This window comes from Ensifer sp. Root954 (assembly GCF_001429005.1).
GTDB classification, from domain to species: Bacteria; Pseudomonadota; Alphaproteobacteria; order Rhizobiales; family Rhizobiaceae; genus Ensifer; species Ensifer adhaerens.
In genome coordinates this window covers 392,112-418,114 of sequence record NZ_LMJM01000052.1, presented here as the reverse complement: position 1 = coordinate 418,114, position 26,003 = coordinate 392,112, and the positions used below count along the sequence as shown (strand labels likewise).

Genomic DNA, 26,003 nt, shown 5'->3' with positions numbered 1-26,003 from the left:
GGCGGGACAAAAGTCCCGCCCGCTCCTGAAACGACATCAATCTTACGGAGGCAGCCATGGCGGCCATTACCATCGCCGAGGTCTCGAAGATCTATCACGGCAATGTCGAGGCGGTGAAATCCGTCTCGATCGATATCGAGGACGGCGAATTCATCGTGCTGGTCGGCCCGTCCGGCTGCGGCAAGTCCACGCTTCTGCGCATGGTCGCGGGGCTGGAGACGATTTCGAAGGGCACGGTGACGATCGGCTCACGCGTGATCAACGAGGTCGATCCGGCCGAGCGCGACATCGCCATGGTCTTCCAGAACTACGCGCTCTATCCGCACATGACCGTCTACGAAAATCTCGCCTACGGCCTGAAGAACCGCAAGACGCCGAAGGCGGAGATCGACGCTCGCGTGGCCGAAGCCGCCCGCATGCTGGAGATCGAGCCCTATCTTTCCCGCAAACCCCGCGCGCTCTCCGGCGGCCAGCGCCAGCGCGTCGCCATGGGCCGCGCCATCGTGCGCAAGCCGGCGGCCTTCCTCTTCGACGAGCCGCTCTCCAATCTCGACGCCAAGCTGCGCGTCTCCATGCGCGGCGAGATCAAACGCCTGCAGAAGCGCCTCGGCACGACCTCGCTCTACGTCACCCACGACCAGCTCGAGGCGATGACCCTTGCCGACCGTCTCGTGGTGCTGAATGGCGGTCGCATCGAACAGATCGGCCGTCCGCTCGACGTCTATCACCGCCCGGCCTCAACCTTCGTCGCCAGCTTCATCGGCTCGCCGGCGATGAACCTGATCAAGGGTGAGATCGAAGGCGGCAACCTGCAGATCGGTCTCTACAGGATCGCGCTTGGCGACCGTGCGCCGGTCGAAGGCCCGGTCACGGTTGGGCTTCGCGCCGAAGATCTCAAGCTCGCCGGCGTCGGCGAGGACGCCATGCTGTTCCAGGTCGACTATGTCGAGGAACTGGGCGCGCAGCGGCTCGTGCACGGCACCATCGAGAGCCAGGCGCTCACCATCGCGCTGTCTCCGGAGACGCCACTTTCGGGTGATCTTGCAGTGACGATCGCCGTCGACCGTCTGCACTTCTTCTCGACCGAGACCGGCAAGCGGCTGGAGCGCGGCACGTCGTTTGCCAATGAAGCGCCGGTTGCAGCGCCACGCCTGGAGACCGCATCGTGATCTCCAAGACCGTCGAGCAGCTTGCCGTTCCTTCGCTTGAAACCCGCGCCAGCTTTGCCGAGATCGTGCGCACCATTGCCGCCCATGACGCAGCCATGGCCGCACGGCCGGAGATGAACAGCGTGGAGGTCGGCGGCACACCGGCCTCCGATACGCCGCTCGCCTTCCCGTTCACCGTTGCTGCCTGGAACCTGGAGCGCTGCCTGTTTCCGGCCGAAAGCGCCGCCCATCTCGCCGCGACGAACGCGCCGGTCGTCCTTCTTTCAGAAATGGACAACGGCATGGCCCGCACCGGCCAGCGTCACCCGACCGCCGAAGTCGCCGAAACACTCGGCATGCACTATGCGTATGGCATCGAGTTCATCGAGATGGGTCTCGGCTCCGATACGGAGCGTGAGTTCTGTGAGGACGAATTCAACGCCAAGGGGTTCCATGGCAATGCGCTGATGGCTGCGGTGCCGTTCTCCCGGCCCTTCATGTTGCGCCTATGGGGCGAACGCCTCTGGTTCACCGATGGCGAGCAGCCGCGCCTTGGCGAGCGCTGTGCGATCGGCGCCGTCATCGAGACGGAAGCCGGACCCTTCGTCGCCGTCTCCACCCATCTCGAGAGTGCGACGACTGCCGTCTACCGAGCGCGCCAGGTCAAGGAATTGATCGATGCACTCGACGAGACTTTCCCCGGCCTGCCGGTGATGATCGGTGGCGATCTCAATACCGGCAACCATGCCGGCGGCGATTTCGAGGCCGAAGGGCTGTTTGCCATGAGCGCCATCAGAGGCTTTACCCGCCATGGTGGGCCGCTCGACGTGATGACCACGCGGCCGAGCCTGATCACCCGCTGGCCAGAGCGGGCGATGAAGCTCGACTGGTTCCTGTCGCGCGGGCTGAAGATCGGCGAGACCACGATCATTCCTTCGCTTGACGAAACCGGCCGGCCGCTTTCGGATCACGATCTCATCACCTGCGTGATCGAAGGCTTCGAATAGGCTCGCCTCTCCTTGCCTAAGGCCCGCCCGCATTCTACATGTCGAGGGCTTTGCCAGTGCGGCAGAGGGCAGCGGTTTTCCCGTCCTCATTCGCTCCGGCGGTTTGAAATCGATCACGCTAAGCGTGATCCATGAGGGAATGGGTAGATGGCGAAAATCGTCAATGTCGGGGTCCAGATGGACCATGTGTCGGGCATCAACATTGCGGGTGACTCCACCTTCGCCATGAGCCTCGAGGCACAGTCGCGCGGCTATCGCCTCTTCCACTATACGCCGGAAAAGCTGTCGCTGCGCGACGGCAAGGTCTATGCGAGCGTGCAGCCGATGACGCTGCGCGACGTCAAGGGCGACCACTTCACGCTTGGCGAAGCCGAGCGCGTGGATCTTTCGACCATGGACGTCATCCTGCTGCGCCAGGACCCGCCCTTCGACATGGCCTACATTACCTCGACGCACCTTTTGGAACGCCTGCATCCGAAGACGCTGGTCGTCAATGATCCCGCCTGGGTGCGCAATTCGCCGGAGAAGATCTTCGTCACCGAATTCGCCGACCTGATGCCGAAGACGCTGATCACCCGCGACCCCGCTGAGATCGCCAGCTTCCGCCAGGAAATGGGCGACATCATCCTGAAGCCGCTCTACGGCAACGGCGGCGCCGGCGTGTTCCACTCGACCCGCGACGACCGCAACATGTCCTCTCTGCTCGAAATGTTCGGCCAGATGTTCCGCGAGCCCTTCATCGCCCAGGAATACCTGCCGGCGGTGCGCAAGGGCGACAAGCGCATCCTGCTCGTCGACGGCGAGCCGGTCGGCGCCATCAACCGCGTTCCGGCAGACCACGACGCCCGCTCCAACATGCATGCTGGCGGCCGGCCTGAGCCGACCGAACTGACGGCGCGTGAGAAGGAAATCTGCACCCGCATCGCGCCTGCGCTGAAGGAGCGCGGCTTCCTCTTCGTCGGCATCGACGTTATCGGCGACTACATGACCGAGATCAACGTGACGTCGCCGACCGGCATCCGCGAAGTGAAAAAGTTCGGCGGCGCCGATGTCGCGAGCCTGCTCTGGGATGCGATCGAGCGCAAGCGCGCCTGATCAAGATCTCGGCCTAGGAGCCATCTCGGGTCGATGGCGCTTGCCGCGGGCCTACGCCCGCGGCCGTTTGCCGAAACGTCCCGGGTACAGGCCCGCGCCTCCTCAAATGTTCCGTTATTGTTCTTGTTTTTGTGCGCGATCCGTGCAAGGCTTCTGCCTGCAACCCTGGGCGGTTGTGGCGCCCGATAACTGGGCTGCCTGGGCGAGGGGGCAAGCATGGTCGCGCGCGTCAGCACGGTCGCATTTCAGGGTATCGAGGGTCTGCCTGTCGATGTGCAGGTGATGGTCGCGCCGGGCAAGGTCGGCATGCAGATCGTCGGCCTGCCGGACAAGGCCGTCGCCGAAAGCCGCGAGCGGGTGCAGGCCGCCCTTCATGCTTCAGGTCTGGCGTTGCCGGCCAAGCGCGTGACCGTCAATCTTGCGCCCGCTGACCTTCCCAAGGAGGGCAGCCACTTCGACCTGGCGATCGCACTCGGCCTGATGGCAGCTCTCGGCGCCATTCCCGGCGATGCGTTGGCGCCTTATGTGGTGATCGGTGAGCTCAATCTCGATGGCACCATTGCTGCCGTTGCCGGCGCGCTTCCCGCCGCGATCGGTGCCAATGCGCTCGGCAAGGGGCTGATCTGCCCGGCCGAAAGCGGACCCGAGGCGGCCTGGGCCGGGGCCGAGATCGACATTCTGGCGCCCCGCAGCCTGATCGCAATCGCCAACCATTTCCGCGGTACGCAGGTGCTTTCGCGACCCGAGGCCGCGATCCGCTCAGGCGCATCTAACCTGCCCGATCTCGCCGATATCAAGGGTCAGGAAAGCGCCAAGCGGGCGCTCGAAGTGGCGGCCGCCGGCAACCACAATCTGCTGATGGTCGGCCCGCCCGGCTCGGGCAAGTCGATGCTCGCTGCCCGCCTGCCGTCGATCCTGCCGCCGCTCAACCCGGCCGAGCTCCTCGAAGTGTCGATGATCCATTCGATCGCCGGGCAGCTTCCGGGCGGCAAGCTCTCGGACCGGCGGCCGTTCCGCACGCCGCATCATTCCGCGACGATGGCCGCCATGGTTGGTGGCGGCTTGCGTGCCAAGCCCGGCGAGGCGTCGCTTGCGCACAACGGCGTACTGTTTCTCGACGAGTTTCCGGAATTCTCGCCGCAGGTGCTCGACGCGCTGCGCCAGCCGCTTGAAACCGCCGAATGCATCATCGCCCGCGCCAACCACCGCGTCAGCTATCCCGCCGCGATCCAGCTTGTCGCGGCCATGAACCCCTGTCGCTGCGGCATGGCCGGCGAACCCGGCCGCAGCTGCGCCCGTGGACCGCGCTGCATGTCCGACTATCAGGCACGCATCTCCGGTCCGCTGATGGACCGCATCGATATCCGCATCGACGTGCCGGCCGTCAGCGCCGCCGATCTCCTGAAGCCGGCCGCAGCCGAAAGCAGCGAGGTCGTTGCTCGTCGCGTCGCGCGCGCCCGTGCCATGCAGATCGATCGTTTCGCCGCCCTCGGACATCCAGAGCTGACAAGCAATGCCCGCGCGTCAACCTCGATGATCGAGAAGATCGCAGCACCCGATGCGGCCGGCCTGCAGCTTCTCCGGGACGCCGCCGAAAAGATGAAATTTTCCGCCCGCGGCTACCATCGTGTGCTGAAGGTCGCCCGCACGCTTGCCGATCTCGATGGCGCAGTAACCGTCGGTCGCATCCATCTCGCCGAGGCGATTTCCTATCGGATCGCCGGGGAACGCTTGCCCGTCGCCGCATAGCGGCGTGCCTTGAAAAAAAAGGGCGCCACGGGCGCCCTTTCCGATTGGAACTGAAGTCGGCCTGATCAGCCGCCCAGGCCATCGAACAGCACCGTCGAGAGGTAGCGTTCGGCAAAGGACGGGATGATGACGACGATGGTCTTGCCGGCATTTTCCTCGCGCTGGCCGACCTCGATTGCCGCTGTCAGGGCTGCACCGGCGGAGATGCCGACCGGCACGCCTTCGAGCTTGGCGACAAGGCGGGCGGCCTCGATCGCTTCCGCGCTGTTGACCGTGACGATCTCGTCATAGACCGTGGTGTCGAGGATCGCCGGCGCAAAGCCTGCGCCGATGCCCTGGATCTTGTGCGGCCCGGGATTGCCACCGGACAGAACCGGAGATTCCTCCGGCTCGACGGCGATTACCTTGATCGAAGGCTTGCGCGCCTTCAGCACCTGGCCGGCGCCGGTAATCGTGCCGCCGGTGCCGATGCCGGAGACGAAAATGTCGACAGCGCCGTCCGTGTCGTTCCAGATTTCTTCGGCCGTCGTCTTGCGGTGAATTTCCGGGTTGGCCGGGTTTTCGAACTGCTGTGGGATGATGGCGTCCGGCAGTGTCTCGACCAGTTCCTGCGCCTTGGCGATCGCGCCCTTCATGCCCTTGGCGCCCTCGGTCAGCACCAGCTCGGCGCCGAGCAGCGCCAGCATCTTGCGCCGCTCGACCGACATGGTCTCTGGCATCGTCAGGATCAGCTTGTAGCCCTTGGCGGCCGCGACGAAGGCGAGCGCGATGCCGGTATTGCCGGAGGTCGGCTCCACCAGCGTCGTGCGGCCGGGCGTAATCTTGCCCTGCGCTTCCAGGCTCTCGATCATCGCCACACCGATACGGTCCTTGACCGAGGCGATCGGGTTGAAGAATTCGAGCTTGGCGAGCAGGTTCGCCTTGACGCCCTTTTCCTTGGCAAGCTTGTCCAGCCGCACGATGGGCGTGTCGCCGATCGTTTCCGTGATCGAGGAGTAGACGCGGCCGCGGCCGGGCTTGCGTGTGTCGGACATGGGTTTCTCCCTTGGGCGTAAATTGTCGAGCTATGAGAATAGGAACAATGATCGCGCAATTCCAGAACGACAAACACCGCGCAGCGATCCGCCGAAGGAAAAACCACTGGCGAAGTCGTTGTTCGGGAAAAGTTTTTTCAGCTGGCGCGAACGGCGATATAGGCCGCCGTGCCGGCAAGCACGCTGGCCGCAACCCGGTTCAGCGCTTTCAGGGCCTTCGGTTGCTTGAGCAGCAGACGCGCACGCGAGGCGAGCAGCATATAGGGTACGAGAACGCTCAAGAGCACCAGAAAGGTGGCGGTCAGGAGCAGGCCGTAGTCGCCGGGTCCGATCGCCCGAATGTCGATTAGCGTCGGCACGAGCGCCACGTAAAACAGCATCGTCTTCGGATTGCCGAGCGTGATCAGCAGGCCGGACAGAAAGGACATGGCCGAACTCGTCGACGGCTTCGCCTTGATGTCCTCCGGCAGCAGCCCTGCGCTCCACAGCTTCCATGCGATGTAGCCGAGGTAGAGGACGCCGGCAAACTTCACCACCAGGAAGGCTGTGGTGAAGGTCTGGGCAATCAGCGCCAGCCCCAGGATGACCGCGGTTAGATAGATCATGTCGCCGAGCGCGATGCCGAGGCCCATGAAGAAGGTCTCGCGGAAACCCGAGCCGAGCGCGCGCGCAACCAGCGCCGTCACGCCGGGGCCTGGAATGGCCGCAGCGATGAAGAGCGCGCCGCTATAGGCGATGAGGGCCGCGAGCGTCATGGAATGTCCTTCCGAAGATGATGCCGATTTCTACCTCAAGCGACTGAAAAAGGAAATCACCGAACTGCGACCGGCGGGCGTCCGCTGAAGAAATTGACCGGGTGACAAGTCTGGCGTTGTCCGCTGGTGCGAAATGCGTAGAGCTTGGCGAAAACGAGCGAAAGGCGCCTCTCCATGCCCGAGTTGAAGGATATGATCGGCTTTGCCCTCCTGGCCCTTGGCATGGTGCTGACGCCAGGCCCGAACATGATCTACCTGATCTCGCGCTCGATCAGCCAGGGGCCGGGCGCCGGCTTGATTTCGCTCGGCGGCGTGGCGCTCGGCTTCGTCGTCTATATGGTCTCGGCGGCATTCGGTATCACAGCGCTGCTTCTGGCCGTGCCCCTCGCCTATGATGCGCTTCGCATCGCCGGTGCAGCCTACCTTCTCTATCTCGCCTGGCAGGCGGTCAGGCCCGGTGGACGCTCGCCCTTTCAGGTCAAGAACCTGCCGAAGGATGGGCCGAAGAAGCTGTTCGTCATGGGCTTCCTGACCAGCCTGCTCAATCCCAAGGTAGCGGTGCTCTATCTCTCGTTGCTGCCGCAGTTCATCCGGCCGGAGCTCGGCAACGTGCTCGGCCAGTCGCTGGTCTTCGGCTCGATCCAGATCGCGACCAGCGTCACCGTCAACGCCATGATCGCGCTCGCCGCCAGCGGCATCGCCGCTTTTCTTGCCGGGCGGCCGTTGTTCATGGTGGTGCAGCGCTGGGCGATGGGGACGGCGCTCTTCGGCTTCGCGCTGAGCATGGCTTCGGAAGCGCGGCGCTAACGCGCGCTTGCCGATGCCGCCCTCAACTCCGGAGCTGGCTTACTCGAAAACCGGCCGCATGAAGCTGCGCTCGTAGCTGAGGATGCAGCGCGTCTTCTCGGCATAGGCGAAGGCGTCCTGGCATTCCGGATCCGCGGCCATTTCCCGGCGGTAGTTTTCATAGTCGGCAAGGGTCGGAAAGCTGAAGAGCGCCAGGGCGATGTTGTTCGCCCCTTCATGCGGCAGGAAGTAGCCGTGATGCGTGCCGCCCTGCCGATTGACGAGCGGGATCCAGAGCTTGGCGTAATGTTCGAACTCGGCCGCCTTGTAGGGGTCGATAGTATATTTCAGGTAGCAGGTGATCATGCAGTTCTCCCTTCGCGTTCCCGCTTCTTGATAGAAGAGGGAAGGCGAAGTTTCCAGCCGAGAGTCATGCCGGCGGCGGCAACGAGGATCGCGACGGAGCCGGCGATCTGGATCGGCTGCAACTGGTGCCCGAAGGCGAGGCGGTCCACCACAATGGCGGCAATCGGATAGATGAAGGAAAGCGCCCCGGTCATGTGCGTCGGCAGCCGCTGGATCGCGCCGTAGAGCATCACATACATCAGCCCGGTGTGGATGACGCCGAGGGTCAGGACGATCGACCATTGCGTTGCACCTGACGGGGCGGGTGCGGCAAGCGCCATCGGTGCCAGCATCACGGTGCCGGTGATCACCTGGATCAGCGCAATCAGATGCGGCGGCGTGCCCTTGAGCAGCTTGGTCGCAATCGCCGCGATCGCGTAGAAGAAGGCAGCGCCGATCGAAAGGGCCACGCCGATCAGATAATCTTCAGGCGCGAAGCCTTGGCCAGGCTTGGCCGAAATGATCGCGAGCATGCCGGCAAACGACACCAGGAGCCAGAAGATCTTGGTGACGGTGATCTTTTCGCCGAGGAACACGGCGCCGAGGCCCAAGAGCATGAAGGGCTGGGTGTTGTAGACCATCGTCGCGATCGAGATCGATGCGTGGGAATAGGCGGCGAAAAGCAGCAGCCAGTTGACCACGATCGCGATGCCGCCGATGACCGAAAGCAGCAGCATCCGTCGGCTGAAGTGGCGACGGTCGAGAAGTCCGAGCGCCCAGGCAATGGCAACGAGCGTTATGGCCCCGAAGACGCAGCGCCAGAACACCACGCTCGTCACCGGCTGCCCCGACATCAGCACGAACCAGCCGATGGTGCCGGATATCAGCATCGCTGCCGTCATCTCGATGCTGCCGCGTTTGAGCTCGGTATTCATGATTTCTGCTCCTATTGGTGATCGCAGAATAGCCGGTGCTCATGGCCTTTCCCATAGATTAACGAAGGCAATTGTGCTAGGTTGCCTAATTATCGAAGTTCTGTTTGTTGTTGTGACTTATGGTGTCGTGATGCTGGACGAGATTGACCGACGAATCCTCGACATACTGGCCGCCAATGCCCGGGTGTCGCTGAAGGAGCTCGCGCAGGAGGCTGGGCTCTCCTCGCCGAGCGCTGCGGATAGGCTCCGCAAGCTGGAAGAGCGCGGTGTCCTCGACGGTTTCACCATCGCCCTCAACCCCGCCAAAGTCGGCTACCCGCTGCAGGCGGTCATCCGCGTGCGGCCGATGCCGGGCATGCTGCACATCGTCGAGAGGCTGATCCAGGAAACGCCGGAATTCGTCGAATGCGACAAGGTTACAGGCGACGACTGCTTCATCGCCAAGCTCTACGTGCGTGACATGGCGCAGCTCGACACGATCCTCGACCGGATCGCCGAGAAGGCGCAGACCAACACCTCGATTGTCAAGTCGACACCGGTCAAGCGCCGCCTGCCGCCTTTGATTTAAAGCAATCCCAGGAAGAGTGCGAAGCGGTTTTCCGTCCGGAATTGCGCATGCGAGAGCAATCCCAGGAAAAGTGCATAGCGGTTTTCCGTCCGAGATTGCGTAAGTGGGAGCAATTCCAGGAACAGTGGGATGCGGTTTTCCGTTCGGGATTACGGCCTAAAAGCCAATTCCGGGAAAAGTGCGAAGCGGTAGCCGTCGCTCGATCAGACGCCGGTCGAGCCGAAGCCGCCGGCGCCGCGTGCCGTCTCGCTTGCGCCGTCGGCCTCGCGAACCGTGACCTGCGTGACCGGTGCGATCACCATCTGGGCGATGCGCATGCCGCGCTCGATGATGAACTCCTCGTCGCCGAGATTGACGAGCAGCACCTTCACTTCACCGCGATAGTCGCTGTCGATCGTACCGGGCGTGTTGAGGCAGGTGATGCCGTGCTTGAAGGCGAGGCCGGAGCGCGGGCGGATCTGCGCCTCGTAGCCGGCGGGCACTTCGAAAATGAAGCCGGTCGGAACGAGGGCGCGCTTGCCGGGGGTGAGCATCAGCGGGCGATCGGCGGGGACGCCCGCGCGCAAATCCATGCCGGCGGCGCCTGCGGTCTCGTAGGCCGGAAGCTCCAGGCCTTCGCCGTGCGGCAGACGAACGAGGTTGAGGGTCGGGCGGGATAGGGAAGTGTGCGTGCTCATGCCCGCATAAGCCGGGCCACGGGCGTCTCGGTCAATTGCATAATCGGGGCCGAGCCTGTAAAGGACGCGGCAACTCACAGGATTTTACGACATGGCTGAAACTCTCGCCGAGGCGGTCTCCCGCCGCCGCACATTTGCGATTATCGCCCACCCGGACGCCGGTAAGACCACGCTCACGGAAAAGTTGCTGCTGTTCGGCGGTGCCATCCAGCTCGCCGGTGAGGTCAAGGCCAAGAAGGACCGCATCCAGACCCGTTCGGACTGGATGAAGATCGAGCGCGAGCGCGGCATCTCGGTCGTCACCTCGGTGATGACCTTCGAGTATGGCGGCAACGTCTTCAACATTCTTGATACGCCCGGTCACGAAGACTTCGCCGATGACACCTATCGCACGCTGACGGCGGTGGATGCGGCCGTCATGGTCATCGACGCCGCCAAGGGTATCGAACCGCGCACGCTAAAGCTCTTCGAAGTCTGCCGCATGCGCGACATCCCGATCATCACCTTCGTCAACAAGATGGACCGCGAGAGCCGCGATCCCTTCGAGATCCTGGATGAGGTCGAGGAGAAGCTGGCGCTCGACTGCGCGCCGGTGACCTGGCCGATCGGCCGCTCGAAGACTTTCTGCGGGTCCTACAACCTCGCCGACAACACCGTGCGCGGTTCGGACACGCAGGAAATCCCGACCAAGGTCAACGGCCCGGAAATGGCCTCCCATCGCCTGCCGGAAAACGAGCGCGACGCCTTTACCGAAGAGCTGATGCTGGCGATCGAGGCCTGCAAGCCCTTCGACAAGAAGGCCTTCCTCGAAGGCCACCTGACCCCGGTCTTTTTCGGCTCGGCGCTGCGCAACTTCGGTGTGCGCGATCTCATCAATGCGCTTGGCGACATCGCCCCGCCGCCGCGCGACCAGGTCGCGGATATCCGCACGGTGCATGCGACCGACGACAAGATGACGGCCTTCGTCTTCAAGATCCAGGCCAACATGGACCCGAACCATCGCGACCGCATCGCCTTTGCCCGCGTCTGCTCCGGCAAGCTCGAGCGCGGCATGAAGGCGCGCCTGTCGCGCACCGGCAAGCAGCTTGGCCTCAGCGCCCCGCAGTTCTTCTTCGCCTCGCAGCGCCAACTCGCCGACACGGCTTACGCCGGCGACGTCGTCGGCATCCCGAACCACGGCACGCTCCGTATCGGCGACACGCTGACGGAGGGTGAGCCGCTGGTGTTCCAGGGCGTGCCGAACTTCTCGCCGGAAATCCTGCGCCGCGTGCGGCTCGAGGATGCGATGAAGGCGAAGAAGCTGAAAGAGGCGTTGCAGCAGATGGCGGAAGAAGGCGTCGTGCAGCTCTTCTCGCCGGAAGACGGTTCGCCGGCGATCGTCGGCGTCGTCGGTGCGCTGCAGCTCGACGTGCTGAAGGAGCGCCTCAGTGCCGAATACGGCCTGCCGGTTTCCTTCGAAATGTCGCGCTTCTCTGTCTGCCGCTGGATTTCGTCCGACCAGCCGGCCGAACTCGACAAGTTTGTCACGGCCCGTCGTGGCGACATCGCCCGCGATCTCGATGGCGACCCGGTGTTCCTGGCGCAGGACAGCTTCTCGCTGCGCTACGAAGCCGAGCGCTATCCGGCGATCAAGATGGTCGCGATCAAGGAATATCACGTCGCCAAGGCGGCCTGATTGTCCTGTGTCCGGCCGGTGCCCAGGCATCGGCCGGTCTCGCGGCGCTCAAGCGCCGTTGTCCGAACGAAATCCCTAAACCGAAAAATCGAAACGCGGCGACGAACGTTCGAGCATGGCGATGCTCGGGCGGGCACCCCAGGTCTGTTCGATTGCCTGCGAAAGTGCTGTGAGCAGGCGTTCGGTGTCCTCGCATGCCGTCTTGTGCAGCGCTTCCGCCACGATCAGCGCATGCGTCGTCTGCGGCCGGATGGCCGAAAGACCGCTCTGCCGGTTGGTCCAGCGCCGGGCATGCGCCCGCCCCTCGGCATCGGCGAAGATCACTTCGCCTGGTTCGGGGCTCTCCGTTTCTCCTGAGAACGTCAGATAGCGTTCGCTGCCGGCCGCCCGGCGGACGTGCAGAAAACCGCTGACGCGGGAGAGGTCGAAGACGGCGATCGGAATGGCGAAGGCGAGCGAAGCGGCGTTGCAAAGATCGATCAGCGGATGGATCGAGGGCAGGTCGCCTTCCTTGCGGAAGCGGCGGAGCAAGGCTTCGGCTGCCGAGCGGTATTGTGTCGGCTTCAATCCCATCTTGGCAAAGGTCCGGCGCCACGCCTGGATCTCGGGCAAGTCGCTTTCCGAACCCGCGCCGAGACGACCATTTGCACTCGCCTGGAACTGGCGAACATGGTCCGCGACCGAGACGCCGCCATTTATGCCATCGATGAAAAGCGCGCCGGCGCTCAGCTCCGGGAAATCGCGCCAGATGTCGTCTGCGTGCTGGAAGTGCATGGAAATCCTCGAATTGGATGCGTTCATTCTGGTTCAAACCTCCGCGACCGGAAAGGCGCGTGCCGTCCTTCGGCCGGCGAGGATCTGGGGTAGGGTCAGGCCGAGGACGGCGGCGAGCACGCAGCCGATCCCAAGCAATTGAGGGGCGCCGACCGGCTCGTCGAGCAGGAGAAAGGCGAAGGCGACGGCTGAAACGGGCGCCAGCGCCGTGAAGACGGAGGCCTCGGTGCCGCTTACTTTGGCCGATCCCGCATACCAGAGCAGGAAGCCGGCAACGGTCGGGATGAGGGCGTAGTAGAGAACCGCAACGATTGCGCCCCTGTCGATCTCGGCCGTCGCATGCGTCTCGAAGAGCGCAGGGATGATGGCGACCGCGAAGCCGAGGCCGGCCATCAGCGTCGAAAGAGCCAGCGACGAGATCTCCGTCTTCACGCGCTTGTTGAGAAGGATGAACAGGCCTTCGCATATGACGGCGCCAAAGATGAGGGCGATGCCGAGCGGCGAATGGGTGCCGCCTTCGGCGGGCTTGAAGACGATGGTCAGCACGCCGGCTGCGGCAAGTGCGATCGCCGCAAGCACTTTGCGGTCCGGGCGCTCGCCGAGAAGAAGGATGGCGATGGCGGCGGAAACCACCGGCAGCGTACCGATCACCACGCCGGCATCGGTTGCCGAGGTCAGGCTGAGGCCGGCGATCAAAAGCGTCGTATAGCCGACGCTGCCAGCGCCGGCTTGGGCGATGAGGAGAAGCCAGTCGCGGCCTTTAAGTTTCGGCCATGACGTCCTTGTGAGCCACATCAACAGCAGGAAGAGCGGGAAGGCGACGGCGAAGCGCAGCGCGGTGGCCGTGAACGGTGGCAAGCCCGTTGCGATGATCTTGCTGGCGATCACCGTACTACCGACGAGGATCATTGCCAGCGACAGATAGAGATAGCCTTGAAATTTTCCCGACATGTCCGTTCTCCGTTGCTGCGCCGCGCTTGTCGCTGCGCAGCCGGTGCAGCAATGCTCCGGGGGAGGGCTCGGGTCTTGAACGGAATTGCGGGCGTTACTTTTTGGCCTCGGCATAGATGCCCGGCGAGAGGCCATATTTGCTGACGAAGACGCGGGTCATGTGGCTCTGGTCGGCGAAGCCGGCCGCGAACGCGGCCTCCGCCAGCGGCACGCCACCGCCGATCAGGCGGCGGGCGAGATCGATGCGGCGCTGGACGATATAGGCATGCGGCGTCAGGCCGACGGCGCTTGCGAAATTGCGCACCAGTTGAAAGCGGCTGAGCCCGGCTTCGGCGGCGAGATCGGCGAGCGTGATCGCGGCCGTCGGATCGTCGTCGATCATCGTCTTGGCCGCCGTGACTGTTGCCGGCCGTTCACGCTGGTGTCGCCTGCCGGTGGCAAGAACGCCTGCAAGCAGCAGCAGGAGCTGCTCCTCGTGCCGGATGGCGTCGCCCATGGCCGTCGGATCAGTGATGGCCGCAAACAGTGCCCGAAAGTGATCTGCGACCTCCCGGTCGTGGAAGGCGGGGGCAGTGAACTCGCCGGAATGCGCGCGGCCCTGGCTGATATCCTCGGCGGCAGTCGCGATGACCGAGGGATCGAAGTAGAGCATGCGCCAGGCGCGGCCGGCATCACCGATCGGCGTTCCGTCATGCACCTCGCCGGGGTTGACGGTGATCATGTCGCCGGCGCCGGCTTCGACCATGCCGCGGCCGCTGAGCGACTTCTGCGCGCCCTGATAGATGAGACCGATGCCGAACTGATCGTGCGTGTGGCGGGCGAAGGACTGGCGCGTTTCGGCCTCGACAGCGTCTATGCCCGCGGCGGCACTGCGCAGCATACTGATCTTGCCCTTCGCCATCCCGCGCGCCTGCTCCGTTCTCCAGCTTTGTCTTGTACACCGCGGCGCCGCATCCGGCCATCGCAATGACGCCTCATGACGCCTCCTGCTCCGGCTGACATCGGTGGGTCGCAGAAACTTTCATCTTTCCGGCGTTGCAATCACCGGCCGCATCCTTACGTTGCGGTGCCAGGCGGCTGAGACAATAGGAGATGGTCGAAATGCTGGATCTTCGTGTTCACTTTCTCGAAGCGGACGGGTCTCTGGCGCCGTGGCACGAACGAATACGGGAGGCCGTGCGGGAAACCGCCGAGCGTGTCGGCGCGGCGGTTTCTGCCTCGGACAGCGCCGCCCCCATCGATGTCCTCGTCGAGTATCGTGCGGGCGAGACGATCCCTGAACTCGGTGTTGCGGGCGCCTGCTACCGCAGGGCGCTGGTCTTCTTCACGGTCGATCCCGGCAACGAGAATTTCGAGGCGAGCCTTAGTGCGGGAGAAGTGCGCAAATTGCTGACGCACGAACTGCATCATTCCTTTCGCCACGCGACCTGCGGCTATGGTTCCAAGCTCGGCGAAGCGCTGGTCAGCGAGGGGCTGGCCGATGCTTTCGATGCCGAGATCAACGGCGGCGACGGCCATGTGTGGAATCATGCGCTCAACGCCGCGGATTGGGAAAGCTTGTTGGAGCGCGCCGAACGAGAGCTTTGGACCGAGACCTATGATCACGCAGGCTGGTTCTTTGGCACCGATCGATCTCTGCCGCGCTGGGCCGGCTACACGATCGGCTATCATCTGGTGAAGACTTATCTTGCTGTCAATCCGCAGGCGCGCCCATCGCAGATGACGGCGACGCCGGCATCGGTCGTGATCGGCGAAGCATGGGCGCCGTTCAAGGATCGTCTGCTCGTCGCCGCATGATGGTTCAGGCCGAGATGGCTAAGCGTGAGACGCCTCGTCGCGATCGCGGCCCGGCAGCTTCCTGACGTCGCCGATCCAGGGCAACGCCGAGGAACACCAGATCTGTGACCGCGGTCTGAGCTGCCGGCGCTGGTTGATCGTTCCCACCCGGATGCCAACCTCCAGCGCGTCCTCGTCGGTGCCGGTCGTGTAGATCGGCGAGCCGCAGTTCGGGCAGAAGAACTGCAGCCGCTGCCGCCCGTTTGCGCCGATCTTCACATAGAGCTTCGGTTCGCCGCCGGTCAGCCGAAAGTTCTCCCGTTCCGTGCCCGCGGTGACGCGGTAGGCCGATCCCGTCAGTTGCTGGCAATCGGTGCAATGGCAGATCCCGACATCGGCCGGGTCGATCTCCGCCTCGTAGGTGACGAAGCCGCAGTGGCATTGCCCGTCGATATGCATGGAGCCCTCCCTGAAAGCGGGAAAGCTAGGGCGGTCCGGGCGAAAGGCTATGCCGCTCTCATCCGCCCGAAGCCTCATTGGGCGATCGGGCTCAAGGATCACAGCGTCTCGCCCCGCCGTTCGGCATGGACGGAGAGCGGTGGAGCGCCACCGTTTGGTTCGCCGCCGCTTACACGCCGGTAAACAGCCACTCGTGTTCGCGGGCGTTGTGGAACTTCCAGATGCGCTTCGGTCCGGCCATGACGTTGAGATAATAGACGTCGTAGCCGTGCACGGCAGCGACCGGATGATAGCCCCTCGGCACCAGCGTCACGTCGCCGTCCTCGACTGCCATGGTCTCGTCGAGCGAGCGATCGTCGGTATAGACGCGTTGCATCGCAAAGCCCTGGGGCGGGTTCAGCCGGTGGTAATAGGTCTCTTCCAGATAGCTCTCGGCCGGCAGGTCGTCCTGGTCGTGCTTGTGCGGGGGGTAGGAGGAAGTATGGCCACCGGGAGTGATCACCTCGACGACGAGCAGCGACTGCGCCGAGCCGTCATCTTCCGGCATGATGTTGGTGACGTAGCGGGTGTTGGTACCCTTGCCGCGGGTCATCTGCGGATGGGTGCCCGGTGCGATCACCTTCGCCTTGAAGCCGTCGCCGCCCGGGGCCGAGCAGATGGCAAGGTCGAGGTCGGAGGTGGCCGTTGCTTGCCAGCGGCTGCCCTTCGGCACGTAGACGGCATAGGGCTGGCCCTCGAAGGGGGTCATGCGCTCGCCGAGCTCGCCGAGGCTTTCGCCGTCGACGGCGACCTTCGCCTTGCCGGACACGAGCACCAGGCAGATTTCCTTGTCGCTGGTCTCGCCCTCGGTCGTCTCGCCCGCTTTCAGCCGTTCCAGCGCGAAGCCGACATAGGTCCAGCCGGCACTCTCCGGCGTCACGTTTTGCATGAGGCCCGATTTGGCCTTCGGTTTGACGAGCAGCTTGGACATGTCGATCTCCCTGATACTTTTTCTGGAGCCGCGCCGAATGTTTGACCTGCCCCTCACCCTAGCCCTCTCCCCGCTTACGGGGAGAGGGGATTTTCGGAGTTTGCGTCGCGCTCCCCACCTCTACGTCGCGAGGGACCAGAGGGCGCGGCCTATCCCTTCACCCCGCCGGCGGGGAGAAGGTGGCGGCAGCCGGATGAGGGCCTCCCTCACCGCGCGGATGAGGGGCACGCCCCGTGAAGTCCGGCGACCGAAAGTGACGGCTTACTTGTCGAGCCCGGCTTCCTTGGCGAAGGCCTTCAGCGATTTCAACCCAAGTGACTGGTATTCGAAAGGGTTGCGCACGGTCGAATCCTGTTCCGCCTCGATCACCAGCCAGCCGGAATAATCGTGCTCGGCGGCGATCTTCAGTACGGGCAGGAAGTCGACGCCGCCTTCGCTGTCGCCGGGAACCGTGAAGACGCCACGGCGCACGCCTTCGAGGAAGGAGAGGCCTTCGCCCTCGACGACCTTGCGGACAGCGGGACGCACGTTCTTGCAATGGATGTGGCGCACGCGGTGCATGTATTTCTTCGCGACCTCGGCCGGATCGGAACCGCCGAACCAGGCGTGGCCGGTGTCGAGCAGCAACTTGGTCGCCGGGCCGGTGTTCTGCATCAGGAGATCGATTTCCTCACCGGTCTGGACGATCGTGCCCATGTGGTGATGGTAGACGAGGTCGATGCCCTGGTCGGCGCAATATTGCGCGATCGCTTCGAGGTCGGCGCCGAACTTCTTCCACTGGTCGGCCGGCAGCACCGGCTTGTCGTTGGCGACCGACTTTCCGTCGTCGCCATGGATGGCGTTCGAGGTTTCGCAGACGATTGCCACCTTGCAGCCATTGTGCTTCAGGAGATCGAGATGCGGCTGGATCGCCTTCTTCTCGGCCTCGACGTCATGGGTGAGCAGGTTGGTCGAGTGCCAGCCGGAGACGAAGACGAGATCGTAGGAGCCGAGCTTCTGCTTCAGTGCTTCCGGATCGGACGGCATCTTGTGGCCCTTCTCGATGCCGTCGAAGCCGATCTTCTGGCAATCGGACAGGCAGTCCTCGAGCGTCAAATGCGCGCCGATCGAATGATCGTCGTCGTTGCTCCAGGCGATCGGGTTAGTTCCGTAGCGGATCATGTCTTTCACTTTCTGATGCCATCCGCGGAAGGCGGATATTTTGTGAGCATAAACGGGAAAAGCGCCCGCGCGAAAACGCGGGCGCCGAAAGGGCAATCTTAGCCGAAGCGCTGTGCGGCGAGCGCCTTCTCATAACCCTCGCGCGCCGCGTTGACCTGGGCGCGGCCCGAGACCTCGGGCACTGCGACATCCCACCAGTGGCCGCCGGCCTCGGTCGTGATCAGCGGATCGGTGTCGATGACGATCACGGTCGTGCGCGTCTCGCTCGCGGTCTCCTTGAGCGCTGCTTCGAGCTCGGAGATCGAGCCGACCTTGCGGGTGACTGCGCCCATCGCGCCGGCATGCGCCGCGAAGTCGATCTGCGGCAGTTCGACGTGATGGGTGTCCTTCAAGAGATTGTTGAAGTTGGCGCCACCGGTGCCCATCTGCAGTCGGTTGATGCAGCCGTAGCCGGCATTGTCAAGCAGCACGATCGTGAACTTGGCGCCAAGCATGATCGAAGAGGCGATCTCCGAATTCAGCATCATGTAGCTGCCGTCACCGACCATGACGATCACGTCGCTCTCGGGCTTGGCGAGCTTGACGCCGAGACCGCCGGCAACTTCGTAACCCATGGTCGAGAAGCCGTATTCCATATGGTAGCCGCCGGGCTCTTCCGCCTGCCAGAGCTTGTGCAACTCACCGGGTAGACCGCCGGCGGCGCAGACGAGCGTCGTGTTCTTGCCGCCGCGGGCGCGCTGCACGGCGCCGATCACCTGGGCGTCGGAGGGAAGGGCCGCATTGGTCGTGGCCGTCGCCTTGTCGGCCGCCGCCAGCCATTCCGCCTTGCCGGCCTTGGCCTTCGCGGTCCAGCTCGGATCGGCCTTGTGGCCGCCAAGACCGCCGGAGATGCGGTTGAGACCGGCGCGGGCGTCTGCGATCAGCGGCAGGCCGTTGTGCTTGCCGGCGTCGAAAGGCTGAACGTTGAGGCCGATGATCTTCAGGTCGTCGTTCTTGAAGAGCGCCCAGGAACCGGTCGTGAAGTCTTGCAGGCGCGAGCCGACGGCGAGAACCACGTCGGCGTTCTCGGCAAGCGCGTTGGAGGCGGTGGTGCCGGTCACACCGACCGAACCCATGTTGAGCGAATGCGAATGCGCCAGCGCCGACTTGCCGGCCTGCGTTTCGACCACGGGGATGCCGTGGCGTTCGGCGAAGTCGCCGAGTTCCTTGCCCGCTTCCGAATAGAGCACGCCGCCGCCAGCGACGATGATCGGCTTCTTTGCTTCCTTCAGCGCCGCGATCGCCGTCGCCAGTTCGTCGAGATCCGGCTCGACGCGGCGCGGCACCCAGACCTTCTCGTCGAAGAAGTTTTCGGGGTAGTCGTAGGCTTCCGCCTGCACGTCCTGGCAGAGCGACAGCGTTACCGGGCCGCAATCGGCCGGATCCGTCAGCACCTGCATGGCGCGGCGCAGCGCCGGGATGATCTGTTCGGGCCGGCTGATGCGGTCGAAGTAGCGCGAGACCGGGCGGAAGCAGTCGTTCGCCGAGATCGTGCCGTCGCCGAAGCTTTCCACCTGCTGCAGCACCGGATCGGGGCGGCGGTTGGCGAACACATCGCCGGGCAGGAAGAGGACCGGCAGGCGGTTGACATGGGCGAGTGCTGCCGAGGTCACCATGTTGAGCGCGCCGGGGCCGATCGAGGTGGTGCAGGCCATGAAGCGGCGGCGGAAGCTCGCCTTGGCAAAGGCGATTGCCGCATTCGCCATGCCCTGTTCGTTCTGGGCGCGGTAGGTCGGCAGCGTGTCCTTGATCGCGTGCAGCGCTTCGCCGACGCCGGCGACGTTGCCATGGCCGAAGATGGCGAAGACGCCGCCGAAGATCGGCACCTTCTTGCCGTCGATGACGGTCATCTGGCGGGTCAGGAACCGCGCCACGGCCTGGGCCATGGTCAGGCGCACGGTTTTCTGGCTCATAATCTGTTTCCTCCTCGTGGTGGAATCGTCCCGTTCCACCCTGTCCGGCATTATCGACTGATATCTGTCGATCCTATGCCGCCTTTGTTTCACCCAGTTGCAGCCAGAGATCGACCAGGGCCTTGAACTTTCCGGCCATGTCGGCGATCGCCTGGTCGTCGCTCATCGTGCCGCCGAGCCAGGCCCGGCCGGCATCGGCGAAAATCGTTCGGCCGACGGCAAAGCCCCGGACCGTCTTCGAAGTGCGGGCGGCTGCAAAGCCGTCCTTGAGCTGCTCATAGGGCGCTTCGAGGCCCAAGAGCACCACGCCGCGGCAGAGCGGGTCGCGTGCCTCGATGACGGTATCGATCGCTGCCCAGGCGCCGCGGCTCGCCTGCGGCTCGAGCTTCCACCAGTCCGGCTTGAGCCCGGCATCGTAGAGTTCGGTCAGTGCCCGCGGAATGGTCTGGTCGTCGAGCTTGCCGTGCTTGCCGGCAATGATCTCGATCAGGATCTCACGGCCAACCTTGCGCGCCGCTTCGAAGGCGGAGCGGAGCTTTGCCACCTGCTGGGCTTTCAACTCCGCCGGATCGTCCGGGTGGTAGAAGGAGAGCACCTTGATGCAGTGGTCGACCGGCCAGTCGATCAGGCGACTGCCGAGATCCTGGCTGAATTCGAATTGCAGCGGCCGCGAGCCCGGAAGCTCGATCGGCTTGCCGATCCAGAAGTCGCGATGGGCGCCGGCGGCGTAAAGCGCGTCGCGGCCGTACTTGTCGTCGATCAGCATGCCGAAGCCGGAGCGGCCGGCCGCGACCTGTGCGGCGGCCTTTACCGCCAGCACCTTGAAGGCGGGAATGCGGTCAAGCAGAGCCTGGTCGCCGGCGGCCATGTCTTCGAGCTGGCTGCGATGATCGATCGCCAGCGCCATCAGAAGCGGGATATCGCGGCGACGTGTGGTTGCCCAGTGAACGTGGTTGATCGCCTCGTCCTTGCGCAGGGCCCGTTCTTTGCTGCCCTTTTCCAGGAAGAACTGCAGTTCCGTCCAGGTCGGGATTTCAGGCGCACAGAGCAGGCGCGAGACAGCGAAGGCGCCGCAGGCATTGGCCCAGGTGGCCGACGTCGCGTGCGGCTCGTTTTTGAGCCAGCCGCGCAGGAAGCCGGACATGAAGGCGTCGCCGGCGCCGAGCACGTTATAGACCTCGATCGGAAAGCCCTTGCCGACGATGCCGTCTTCGAGGTCGTCGGTGATCGGACCGTCATAGACGATGCAGCCCATCGGTCCGCGCTTGAGCACAATCGTCGCCTTCGAGAGCGAGCGGATCGTCTTCAGCGCCTGGAGCAGGTCACTTTCGCCCGAGGCGATCAGCACTTCCTCTTCCGTGCCGACGATCAGGTCGCAATCGGCAAGAACCGTTTTCAGATGCGCCGAAACGCGATCCGACGCGATATAACGGCTTTCGCCGGCGTCAAGGCCGGCAAGGCCCCAGAGGTTCGGACGGTAGTCGATGTCGAAGACGACCTTCGCGCCGTTTTCCTTGGCAATGCGGATCGCCTTGCGCTGGGCGGCGTCGGTGTTCGGCTTGGAGAAATGCGTGCCCGAGACGAGCACTGCGCGGGCGGAACGGATGAACTCCTCGGAAACGTCATCTTCGCAAAGCGCGTTGTCGGCGCAGTTGTCGCGATAGAAGAGCAGCGGGAAGGTCTTGTCGTTTTCGACCGCGAGGATCGCGAGCGCCGTCAGCCGCTCCGGATCCGTGACGATGCCGCGCGTTTCGACGCCTTCGCGGATGAGCTGCTCGCGGATGAAGCGGCCCATCTGTTCGTCGCCGACGCGGGTGAGAAGCGCTGACTTCAGGCCCAGGCGGGCGGTGCCGACAGAGATGTTGCAGGGGCAGCCGCCCACTGACTTCGCAAAGCTCGAAACATCTTCAAGCCGCGTGCCGATCTGCTGGCCATAGAGATCGACCGAGGCCCGGCCGATGGTGATCAGGTCGAGCGGCTTTGCTCCCTGTGCCGAAACGTTCTGGCTCACTGCTTCCTCCCCGCGGACACCTTGGCGGGCCCGACCATTTCCGTACTGTGGGTGATGGCCGTATGAAACATAAATTCCGACGTTTCGTCAATATGGAATTTTCATTCTATATGTTCCGTTTTGCCTAGCCGCCCTCGGCGAGGCGCTGGCGCTTCTCGGCGATGGCGACCGTCAGCGCCATGGCAAACGCCATGCTGGCGGAAAGAGAACGGAAGCCGGCATGGTCGGCCTCGACCAGTTCGAACCAGACCTTCGAGGATTCTGCCAAGGGCGAGAAGGCCGAGTCCGTCAGCGACACGACGGGCACCTTACGTTCGGCGAGAAGCCGCGCCTGGGCCGCACTTTCGGAGGCGTAGGGCGAGAAGCTGACGGCAAAGGCGGCATCGTTTTTCGTTGCCATCGCCAGCATGTCCTCGTCGATGCCGGCGGCGGTGCCGACGAGTTGGTATTTCACCTTCAGCTTGCCGAAGGCATAGGCCATGTAGCTGGAAATCGGATAGGAGCGGCGCTTGGCGATCAGGTAGACGGTGTCGGCCTTGGCGAGGATATCGACGGCGCGTTCGAAGGCTTCAGGATCCACCGAGGAGGCGATGTTGTCGAGCGAGCGGTGGGCGGCAGCGACGAAGCCGTTGAAGATCGAACCGCTTTCGAGCTTGCTGTGGTCGTTGGCGCTGAGCGCCTTCAGCCGGTCCTCATAGCCGGGCGTGCGCTCACGCAGCCGGGCGCGAAAAATCTGCTGCAGGCTGGAAAAGCCCTCGAAACCGAAATGCTGGGCGAAGCGCACCAGCGTCGACGGCTGCACTTCGGCGGAAGTCGCGATGCTCGCTGCCGTGCCGAAGGCGATTTCATCGGGATTGTCGAGCGAATAGGCGGCAACCTGGCGCAGCCGTTTCGGCAGCTCCGCCTTGCGTTCCAGAATGGCGGCTTTCAGCGCCTCGAAATCCTGCGGCACCTCTGTCGTCGTTTCCGGCATGGCCATGTCTCGCTCGTCTCCCTCGATGTCAGTCTGGCTTTCGGCCTCACCCTAATCGATTAGTCGGGAACGGGATAGAACAGGCATTCTATTTTTCTCGGAGCATGTCCAGGAAAAGTGCGAAGCGGATTTCCGTCCGGAATGCGCACCAAAACAGAGAGCATGTCCAGGAAAAGTGCGCAGCGGTTTTGCGTCCGAAATGCGCAGCAAGACGGGCGGCATTTCCAGCAAAAGTGCGTAGCGGTTTAGCGTCCCGACGTGCGTGCAAAAATAGATGGTTTTCCTACGACACGCCGGCCGTCGAAGCCGCCTAGATCCGCACCCATTCGTTTGTTTTGGCCGATTGATAGGTCGCCGAAAGCACCTTCTGCACCTCGTAGCCTTCGCGGAAATCGGTCGAGGGAGACTTGCCGCCGGCGATGGCGTCGAGGAACTCCTTCACCTCGATGGCCTTCAGGTCGTTGAAGCCGATCTGGTGGCCCGGCGCTACGCAGAACGCGCCATAGGGCGGATGCTCCGGTCCGGCCCAGATGGTGCGGAAGCCGCGGGTGCGGATATCATCGCCCGTCTTGTAGAGGCGGATTTCGTTCAGCCGCTCCTGGGTGAAGACGATGCTGCCCTTCGAACCGTAGATCTCGAAATCGTGCTGCATCTTGCGACCGGTCGCGATCCAGCTTGCTTCGAAGCTGCCGGTGGCGCCGTTTTCGAAGCGCACGAAGGCGCGGGTGATGTCGTCGACCTCGACGGCGCGGGTTTCGCTGGAGCCCGCGGAAACCGGGCGTTCCGGGATCTGGATGATGGTTTCGGCAAGCACCTGTTTGATCGGGCCGACGAGGTGGCGCATGGAGGCGATAATGTGGCTGCCGATGTCGGCAAGCGCACCGCCGCCGCTGGCCGGGTTCAGGCGCCAGCCCCACGGAACCTGCGCGTCGGCCATGAAGTCTTCCGCATGGATGCCGCGCATCGAGCGGATCTCGCCGATCTCGCCGCTTTCGATGATGTCCTTGGCAAGGAAGATCAGTGGGTTCTTCAGATAGTTGAAGCCGACCTGGGTCACGACGCTCGCCTTCTCGGCCGCCTCAACCATCTCGCGGCATTCCGCAACGGTCGGCGCCAGCGGCTTTTCACAATAGACGTGCTTGCCATGGGCGATCGCCGCAAGCGCCATCTCCTTGTGCAAAAGGTTCGGCGTGGTGATGTCGATGATGTCGATATCCGGATCGGTCAAGAGCTCGCGCCAGTCGGCGGTCGCCTTGCGGAAACCCAGTTGACCGCGGGCGCGTTCGGCACTCTCGACGGTCACGTCGGCGACCGAAACCAGATCGAGCTCGAAGGGCAGGTCGAAGACCCGCGCGGCAATGGTGAAGCCGAGCGCATGGGCCTTGCCCATGAAGCCCGTGCCGATCAGGCCGATGCCGAGTTTGCGCTTGCTGCCCATGCTGAATTCCTCCCTGGCGGCGCTGCCGTGTTGGTCTGAAATGAAATGAATTTTGCAAGTTTTGTCAATATGGAATGTTTGTTCGAAATACGACGGCGATACGACGTTGTGCCGTTTGAAACAGCCAAAACTGTGCGTTCCGGTTAGCTTCACCTTGACGAAGGGGGAATGTGTTAACGCATTTTTACCATGTTCCGTTGGAACATCGCGTTTCGTCATGGTTAACGAATCGCTCCGCAGTGAACGGAGCGGAGCTGGAGTGAAATCAGCATGTGCCGCTGGGCAGCCTATCGCGGGGAGCCGCTGTATCTCGAGGAACTGGTGACCTCTCCGGCGCACTCGCTGATCGAACAGTCCCATTGCGCGACACGGGCCAAGACCGCCACCAATGGCGACGGCTTCGGCATCGCCTGGTACGGCGACCATCCCGAGCCGGGGCGCTACCGCGATATCCTGCCGGCCTGGTCCGACTGCAACTTGAAGAGCATCGCACGGCAGATCCGCTCGCCGCTCTTCCTCGCCCATGTGCGCGCCGCGACCGGCGGCGGAACCAGGCGCGACAACTGTCATCCCTTCGTCTTCGGCCGCTGGTCCTTCATGCACAACGGCCAGATCGGCGACTTCGAGCATCTGCGCCGTCCGATGGAGAGCATGCTCGACAATGACCTCTATTCGGCGCGCACCGGCACGACGGATTCGGAGCTCCTGTTTCTTCTCGCCATGCAGTTCGGGCTCGACCGCGATCCGCTCGGCGCGATCGCCGAGGCGCTCGCCTTTATCGAACAGCTTGCCGAGCATCTGGAGCGCCAGGTGCTGGTGCGCTTCACCGCAGCTTTTTCCGACGGCCAGGATCTCTACGCCGTGCGCTACGCCTCCGACTGGAAGGCGCCGACGCTCTATGCCGCACCGATGGGCCCGAGCGGTGGCTATTGCCTTGTCTCCGAACCGCTCAACGACGACGACAGTGCCTGGGTCGAAATCCCCGACGGCACCGCGGTCATCGTCGGCGAAAACGGAGTCGATGTTCGGCTGTTTTCGACCAAGGGCACGCCGGTCAGATCTCGCCAGATGGCCTGAGCCGGCGGCGCTTTCGACTTCGACGAGGACGCCGCGCCCCTCATCCGGCTGCCGCCACCTCCTCCCCGCAGGCAGGGAGAAGGGACGCGTGGCGCTCGCTCGTCCACGACTGGCTCTTCGAGAAAGCGACCGATTATCATCGTTCTCGCCAATGAGCTGGCGGCCGGAACGTTGCTGTCCTAACGCGTGATTCTACGTTCGACCGCTCGTATTGCGAGGTTAGACGGGAGAAGCTAAGCCCGCAGCCAACGGGACGCGGCATCGCGTGTGCCACATCCCCTCGTCCCGCTTGCGGGGAGAGGGCTAGGGGTGAGGGGCATTTGCCATCCGGAGATCGATTGTTTAGCGCGCCAGCTGCTCGGCAATCATCGCCGCCAGCTTCTCCGCCACCGCGTCCTTGTCCATCTCTGGCCAGTCGTCATTGCCGGCATGTGAGATCAGCTTCACCTTATTGCGGTCGCCGCCCATGATGCCGGTTGCCGGCGAGACGTCGTTGGCGAGGATGAAGTCGGCGCCCTTTCGCTCGAGCTTGGCGCGGCCGTTGTCGGCGACGTTTTCGGTCTCGGCGGCAAAGCCGATGACGAGCTTTGGCCGCTTCGCATGGTGGCCGACCGTCTTCAGGATATCGGGGTTTTCAGCAAGCTGCAGCGGCGGCGGCGCCTCGCCCGGCTTCTTCTTGATCTTGTT

At 63.7% G+C, this 26,003-nt stretch carries 25 protein-coding genes; 9 read left to right on the top strand and 16 right to left on the bottom strand.

Features of this window, described 5'->3' with window-relative positions; all coding sequences use genetic code 11:
* The first annotated feature begins 56 nt into the window (after positions 1–56).
* The 4 genes from ASE71_RS32520 (at position 57) to ASE71_RS32505 (ending at position 4,999) form a co-directional block, all read left to right on the top strand.
* On the top strand, positions 57–1,169 hold the full coding sequence (locus ASE71_RS32520; RefSeq protein WP_060519673.1) for a sn-glycerol-3-phosphate import ATP-binding protein UgpC: 1,113 nt from the start codon (positions 57–59) through the stop codon (positions 1,167–1,169).
* Positions 1,166–2,155 (top strand): endonuclease, encoded by a 990-nt coding sequence (locus tag ASE71_RS32515; RefSeq protein WP_060519675.1) that lies wholly within the window; start codon positions 1,166–1,168, stop codon positions 2,153–2,155. The genes ASE71_RS32520 and ASE71_RS32515 overlap by 4 nt, the downstream gene beginning before the upstream one ends.
* A gap of 147 nt (positions 2,156–2,302) precedes the next feature.
* Positions 2,303–3,250, top strand: a complete 948-nt coding sequence (gene gshB / locus ASE71_RS32510; RefSeq protein WP_060519677.1) for a glutathione synthase — start codon at positions 2,303–2,305, stop codon at positions 3,248–3,250.
* Positions 3,251–3,466: 216 nt separating this feature from the next.
* Complete coding sequence (locus ASE71_RS32505) at positions 3,467–4,999, top strand: YifB family Mg chelatase-like AAA ATPase (protein ID WP_060519679.1); 1,533 nt, start codon at positions 3,467–3,469, stop codon at positions 4,997–4,999.
* Between the two features lie 65 nt (positions 5,000–5,064).
* On the opposite strand, the gene cysK is transcribed toward ASE71_RS32505, so the two are convergent.
* A complete protein-coding gene (cysK, locus tag ASE71_RS32500; protein ID WP_034797566.1) occupies positions 5,065–6,033 on the bottom strand; it encodes a cysteine synthase A in 969 nt (322 codons plus the stop codon).
* Positions 6,034–6,170: 137 nt separating this feature from the next.
* Positions 6,171–6,788, bottom strand: coding sequence for a LysE family translocator (locus ASE71_RS32495; RefSeq protein ID WP_034797564.1), 618 nt, complete (start codon positions 6,786–6,788; stop codon positions 6,171–6,173).
* A 174-nt stretch (positions 6,789–6,962) separates the two neighbouring features.
* Between ASE71_RS32495 and ASE71_RS32490 the strand changes: the two genes are divergently transcribed.
* Positions 6,963–7,595, top strand: a complete 633-nt coding sequence (locus tag ASE71_RS32490) for a LysE family translocator (protein WP_060519681.1) — start codon at positions 6,963–6,965, stop codon at positions 7,593–7,595.
* Between the two features lie 39 nt (positions 7,596–7,634).
* Here the strand turns inward: ASE71_RS32490 and ASE71_RS32485 are convergent, their stop codons facing one another.
* Positions 7,635–7,940, bottom strand: a complete 306-nt coding sequence (locus ASE71_RS32485) for an NIPSNAP family protein (RefSeq protein WP_060635015.1) — start codon at positions 7,938–7,940, stop codon at positions 7,635–7,637.
* Positions 7,937–8,854, bottom strand: a complete 918-nt coding sequence (locus tag ASE71_RS32480; RefSeq protein ID WP_060519685.1) for a DMT family transporter — start codon at positions 8,852–8,854, stop codon at positions 7,937–7,939. Before ASE71_RS32480 ends, ASE71_RS32485 begins: the two co-directional genes overlap by 4 nt.
* Before the next feature lie 130 nt (positions 8,855–8,984).
* Here ASE71_RS32480 and ASE71_RS32475 point away from each other — a divergent pair, with 130 nt between their 5' ends.
* Positions 8,985–9,422, top strand: coding sequence for an Lrp/AsnC family transcriptional regulator (locus ASE71_RS32475; RefSeq protein WP_060519687.1), 438 nt, complete (start codon positions 8,985–8,987; stop codon positions 9,420–9,422).
* A 203-nt stretch (positions 9,423–9,625) separates the two neighbouring features.
* On the opposite strand, the gene dut is transcribed toward ASE71_RS32475, so the two are convergent.
* Positions 9,626–10,099, bottom strand: coding sequence for a dUTP diphosphatase (gene dut, locus ASE71_RS32470; protein WP_034797555.1), 474 nt, complete (start codon positions 10,097–10,099; stop codon positions 9,626–9,628).
* Positions 10,100–10,190: 91 nt separating this feature from the next.
* Between dut and ASE71_RS32465 the strand changes: the two genes are divergently transcribed.
* Positions 10,191–11,774: a peptide chain release factor 3 gene (locus tag ASE71_RS32465; RefSeq protein ID WP_034797554.1), complete on the top strand. Its 1,584-nt coding sequence runs from the start codon at positions 10,191–10,193 to the stop codon at positions 11,772–11,774.
* Positions 11,775–11,849: 75 nt separating this feature from the next.
* Here the strand turns inward: ASE71_RS32465 and ASE71_RS32460 are convergent, their stop codons facing one another.
* The 3 genes from ASE71_RS32460 to ASE71_RS32450 form a co-directional block, all read right to left on the bottom strand.
* Positions 11,850–12,548, bottom strand: a complete 699-nt coding sequence (locus ASE71_RS32460; protein WP_060519689.1) for a B3/4 domain-containing protein — start codon at positions 12,546–12,548, stop codon at positions 11,850–11,852.
* Positions 12,549–12,581: 33 nt separating this feature from the next.
* Positions 12,582–13,499, bottom strand: a complete 918-nt coding sequence (locus ASE71_RS32455) for a DMT family transporter (protein WP_060519691.1) — start codon at positions 13,497–13,499, stop codon at positions 12,582–12,584.
* 94 nt (positions 13,500–13,593) lie between these two features.
* Positions 13,594–14,400 carry an AraC family transcriptional regulator gene (locus ASE71_RS32450; RefSeq protein WP_034797549.1) on the bottom strand — a complete coding sequence of 269 codons (807 nt, stop codon included), beginning with the start codon at positions 14,398–14,400 and terminating at the stop codon, positions 13,594–13,596.
* A gap of 200 nt (positions 14,401–14,600) precedes the next feature.
* Between ASE71_RS32450 and ASE71_RS32445 the strand changes: the two genes are divergently transcribed.
* Positions 14,601–15,296: a DUF2268 domain-containing putative Zn-dependent protease gene (locus ASE71_RS32445; RefSeq protein ID WP_162251850.1), complete on the top strand. Its 696-nt coding sequence runs from the start codon at positions 14,601–14,603 to the stop codon at positions 15,294–15,296.
* An 18-nt stretch (positions 15,297–15,314) separates the two neighbouring features.
* Here the strand turns inward: ASE71_RS32445 and ASE71_RS32440 are convergent, their stop codons facing one another.
* From ASE71_RS32440 to ASE71_RS32410, 7 genes are all read right to left on the bottom strand, one after another.
* Positions 15,315–15,734 (bottom strand): GFA family protein, encoded by a 420-nt coding sequence (locus ASE71_RS32440; RefSeq protein WP_034797547.1) that lies wholly within the window; start codon positions 15,732–15,734, stop codon positions 15,315–15,317.
* Between the two features lie 169 nt (positions 15,735–15,903).
* Positions 15,904–16,704 (bottom strand): 5-deoxy-glucuronate isomerase, encoded by an 801-nt coding sequence (gene iolB / locus ASE71_RS32435; RefSeq protein WP_060519696.1) that lies wholly within the window; start codon positions 16,702–16,704, stop codon positions 15,904–15,906.
* A 261-nt stretch (positions 16,705–16,965) separates the two neighbouring features.
* Positions 16,966–17,865 (bottom strand): myo-inosose-2 dehydratase, encoded by a 900-nt coding sequence (gene iolE / locus ASE71_RS32430; protein WP_060519698.1) that lies wholly within the window; start codon positions 17,863–17,865, stop codon positions 16,966–16,968.
* Between the two features lie 98 nt (positions 17,866–17,963).
* Positions 17,964–19,817, bottom strand: a complete 1,854-nt coding sequence (gene iolD, locus ASE71_RS32425; RefSeq protein WP_060519704.1) for a 3D-(3,5/4)-trihydroxycyclohexane-1,2-dione acylhydrolase (decyclizing) — start codon at positions 19,815–19,817, stop codon at positions 17,964–17,966.
* 73 nt (positions 19,818–19,890) lie between these two features.
* Positions 19,891–21,828, bottom strand: a complete 1,938-nt coding sequence (locus ASE71_RS32420) for a bifunctional 5-dehydro-2-deoxygluconokinase/5-dehydro-2-deoxyphosphogluconate aldolase (RefSeq protein WP_060519706.1) — start codon at positions 21,826–21,828, stop codon at positions 19,891–19,893.
* A 124-nt stretch (positions 21,829–21,952) separates the two neighbouring features.
* Complete coding sequence (locus tag ASE71_RS32415; protein ID WP_060519708.1) at positions 21,953–22,807, bottom strand: MurR/RpiR family transcriptional regulator; 855 nt, start codon at positions 22,805–22,807, stop codon at positions 21,953–21,955.
* Positions 22,808–23,111: 304 nt separating this feature from the next.
* Positions 23,112–24,239, bottom strand: a complete 1,128-nt coding sequence (locus ASE71_RS32410; RefSeq protein WP_060519710.1) for a Gfo/Idh/MocA family protein — start codon at positions 24,237–24,239, stop codon at positions 23,112–23,114.
* Between the two features lie 270 nt (positions 24,240–24,509).
* On the opposite strand from ASE71_RS32410, the gene ASE71_RS32405 reads away from it, so the two are divergent.
* Positions 24,510–25,316 (top strand): class II glutamine amidotransferase, encoded by an 807-nt coding sequence (locus ASE71_RS32405; RefSeq protein ID WP_034797533.1) that lies wholly within the window; start codon positions 24,510–24,512, stop codon positions 25,314–25,316.
* 342 nt (positions 25,317–25,658) lie between these two features.
* Here the strand turns inward: ASE71_RS32405 and ASE71_RS37240 are convergent.
* On the bottom strand, positions 25,659–26,003 hold a 345-nt coding region (locus ASE71_RS37240), incomplete at its 5' end, for a phosphopantothenoylcysteine decarboxylase (RefSeq protein WP_274533548.1).